This is a genomic window from Streptomyces sp. YS-3 (assembly GCF_045257485.1).
GTDB lineage: Bacteria > Actinomycetota > Actinomycetes > Streptomycetales > Streptomycetaceae > Streptomyces.
This window is the reverse complement of sequence record NZ_JBJHPC010000683.1, coordinates 1-3,555: the sequence shown is the minus strand read 5'-3', so window position 1 is coordinate 3,555 and position 3,555 is coordinate 1. Positions and strand designations below refer to the sequence as shown.

Sequence of the window (3,555 nt, the reverse complement as noted above, 5' to 3'; positions counted from 1 at the left end):
CTCCCGTTCCCGCACCGGACTCCCGCCCCCGCCCGCGCCACCGCCACCGCGCCGCGCCCTGGCACCACGCCAGGGACGCCGCCGTCGCGGCCGGCCGGGCGGCGCCCCGCCGCAGCCACCGGGTGCCCCTCGACCGGGCCCTGGGGGAAACCCTGGCCACCCCCCTCACGGCCCTCACCGACCTGCCGTCCTTCGACACCTCCGCCATGGACGGCTGGGTCGTCGCGGGCCCCGGGCCCTGGCGGATCCGGGACACGGCCGACGGCATCCTCGCCGGACACGCCGCGCCCGCCGCGCTGGCGGACGGGGAAGCCGTACGGATCGCCACCGGCGCGCGTATCCCCGCCGAGGCGACCGCCGTCATCCGCAGCGAGCACGCGCGTACGGACGAGGCCAAGGCGGTGCTCCATGCGCAGCGGGAGGTCGTCACCGGGCAGGACATTCGCCCGCGCGGCCAGGAGTGCCGTTCCGGGGACCGGCTGCTTCCGGCGTCCGCGCTGGTCACCCCGGCCGTGCTGGGGCTGGCGGCGGCGGCCGGGTACGACGAGCTGAGCACCGTGCCACGGCCCCGCGTGGAGATCTTCGTTCTCGGTGACGAACTGCTGGCCGAGGGGCTGCCGCGCAAAGGGCTGATCCGGGACGCCCTGGGGCCGATGCTGGGTCCCTGGCTGCGGATGCTCGGCGCCGAGGTCGTCGCCACGCGGCGGCTCAAGGACGACGCCGAGGTACTGCACGCGGCCGTGGATGGCTCGGCGGCCGACCTGGTGGTGACGACCGGCGGTACGGCGGCCGGTCCCGTCGACCATGTGCATCCCGTGCTGCGGACGATGGGGGCCGAGCTGCTGGTGGACGGGGTCGCCGTCCGCCCCGGGCACCCCATGCTGCTGGCCCGGATCGCCGCCGGGAAGCACCTGGTGGGGCTGCCCGGCAATCCGCTCGCGGCCGTCTCCGCGCTGCTCACCCTCGCCGAACCGCTGCTGCGGGAGCTCGCGGGATACCCGGGTGGTGCCGCGTCCACCGGTCCGTACACCGCCGCGCTGCGCGACGAGGTGCACGGGCATCCGTACGACACCCGGCTCGTGCCCGTGGTGCACCGGGGCGATGAGGCCGTGCCGCTGCACTACAACGGCCCGGCCATGCTGCGCGGGATCGCGGCGGCGGACGGGCTGGCGGTCGTACCGCCCGGCGGGGCGAAGGCGGGGCAGGAAGTCGAGGTCCTGGATCTGCCGTGGGGACAACTGGGAGCGGGGGAAGGGTGTTTCACGTGAAACATGCGGGTGCGGGAGTCGTGGAGAGGACGCAGCCGCCGCGTTGTTCGCTGCGTCCGGTCTCAAGTCGCCTGCGGCGGACGGGTGTTTCACGTGAAACACCGCGCCCGCACCTCACGCACCCGCACTTCACCTGCCCGCACCTGCGCCTCAACTCGCCTGTCCACGAACGGTGTTTCACGTGAAACTGCCCGGCCAGGACGCCATGGCCCGGCAGGCGGGCGAGAATCTGGTTACCCGGCGGGTGAAACTGCCGCGCCGAGTGGTGGACCGGCCGCTGCGGCAGGTCGGCAAGCGGCTGCTGATGGCGCTCGGCGTGCTGGTGCTGACCACCTTCATCGTCTGGATCGACCGTGCGGGCTACCACGACAACGCCGACGGCTCGCTGGATCTGCTGGACGCCGCGTACTACGCCACCGTCACGCTCTCCACGACGGGGTACGGCGACATCGTCCCGTACGGCGACAGTGCCAGGCTCACCAACATCCTGCTGATCACGCCGCTGCGCGTGCTGTTTCTGATCATCCTGGTCGGTACGACTCTTGAGGTCCTCACGGAGCGGACCCGGGAGGAGTGGCGGCTCAACCGCTGGAAGGCGAACTTGCGAGACCACACCGTCGTCGTCGGCTTCGGGACGAAGGGCCGTTCGGCGATCCAGACGCTCTGCGCGACCGGGCTGAAGAAGGAGCAGGTCGTCGTCGTCGACCCCAGCGCGAAGGTGATCGAGGCCGCCAACGCCGAGGGGTTCGTCGGGGTGATCGGGGACGCGACGCGCAGTGATGTGCTGCTGCGCGCGGAGTTGCCGAAGGCCCGGCAGGTCGTGATCGCCACCCAGCGCGACGACACGGCGGTGCTGGTGACGCTGACGGCACGCCAGCTCAACCGTGGGGCGAAGATCGTCGCGGCTGTGCGGGAGGAGGAGAACGCCCCGCTGCTGCGGCAGTCCGGCGCCGATGGGGTGATCACCAGCGCGAGCGCGGCGGGGCGGTTGCTCGGGCTCTCCGTGCTCAGCCCGAGCGCGGGCACGGTGATGGAGGACCTGATCCAGCAGGGCAGCGGGCTCGACATCGTGGAGCGGCCGGTGCGCAAGAGCGAGGTGGGGCGTGGGGTCCGGGAGACGGAGGACCTCACGGTCAGCGTGCTGCGGGGGCACCGGCTGCTGGCGTACGACGACGTCCGGGCCAGCCCGCTCCAGCTGACGGACCGGCTGATCACGATCGTACGGGCGGGCGGGGCGTCCTCGGCCGGTGCGGCGGAGTAGCGTCGGCCGCATGCATGCGATCACGATTCCTGAGCCGGGTGGTCCCGAAGCGCTGGTGTGGGCCGAGGTGCCCGATGCCGTGGCGGGTGAGGGCGAGGTCCTCGTCGAGGTGGCGGCGGCGGCCGTCAACCGTGCGGATGTGTTGCAGCGGCAGGGGCACTATGAGCCGCCGCCGGGGGCGTCCCCGTATCCGGGGCTGGAGTGCTCCGGACGGATCGTGGCGCTCGGGCCCGGGGTGTCCGGGTGGTCCGTCGGAGACGAGGTGTGCGCGCTGCTGAGCGGTGGCGGGTACGCGGAGAAGGTTGCCGTGCCGGTGGGGCAGTTGCTGCCGGTGCCGGAGGGTGTGGAGCTGACGGTGGCGGCGTCGCTGCCCGAGGCCGTCTCGACGGTGTGGTCCAACGTGTTCATGGTGGCCCATCTGCGGCCCGGCGAGACGCTGTTGGTGCACGGCGGGGCGAGCGGGATCGGCACGATGGCGATCCAGCTCGCCAAGGCGGTGGGGGCGCGGGTCGCCGTCACGGCGGGTGGTCCCGAGAAGCTGGCGCGGTGCGCGGAGCTGGGGGCGGACATCCTCATCGACTACCGCGAGCAGGACTTCGTGGAGGAGATCCGCAAGGCGACGGGCGGGGCGGGGGCGGACGTCATCCTCGACATCATCGGGGCGAAGTATCTCGACCGGAACGTACGGGCGTTGGCCGTCAACGGGCGGCTGGCCGTCATCGGGATGCAGGGCGGTGTGAAGGGCGAGCTCAACCTCGGGGCGCTGATGGCGAAGCGGGCCGCGGTGACGGCGACGACGCTGCGGGGGCGGCCGGCGGAGGAGAAGGCGGCGATCGTGGCGGCGGTCCGGGAGCATGTGTGGCCGCTGATCCCTGCTGGGCAGGTGCGGCCGGTGGTGGACCGGACGGTGCGGATGGCCGACGCGGCGGAGGGGCACCGGGTGCTGGAGGCCAGCGGGCATGTGGGGAAGGTGCTGCTGGTGGTTTGAGCCTCCCCGCCGAGCTCCGGGGGTGGGGGCGAGTGGGG

At 73.0% G+C, this 3,555-nt stretch carries 3 protein-coding genes; all 3 read left to right on the top strand.

The features are described from left to right. Positions 1-1,268 (top strand): molybdopterin molybdotransferase MoeA (locus tag ACJA3G_RS33205; protein WP_406556747.1); only part of this gene is annotated, 1,268 nt, incomplete at its 5' end. Positions 1,269-1,449: 181 nt separating this feature from the next. After that, positions 1,450-2,529: a potassium channel family protein gene (locus ACJA3G_RS33200; protein ID WP_406556746.1), complete on the top strand. Its 1,080-nt coding sequence runs from the start codon at positions 1,450-1,452 to the stop codon at positions 2,527-2,529. 10 nt (positions 2,530-2,539) lie between these two features. Beyond that, the gene (locus ACJA3G_RS33195) at positions 2,540-3,517 is read left to right on the top strand and encodes an NAD(P)H-quinone oxidoreductase (RefSeq protein WP_406556745.1); all 978 of its coding nucleotides are present in this window, start codon (positions 2,540-2,542) and stop codon (positions 3,515-3,517) included. Positions 3,518-3,555 lie beyond the last annotated feature (38 nt).

What these genes read in the sequence shown, in the direction of transcription:
- ACJA3G_RS33195 (WP_406556745.1), top strand. Translation starts at nt 2,540, where the DNA reads ATGCATGCGATCACGATTCCTGAGCCGGGTGGTCCCGAAGCGCTGGTG.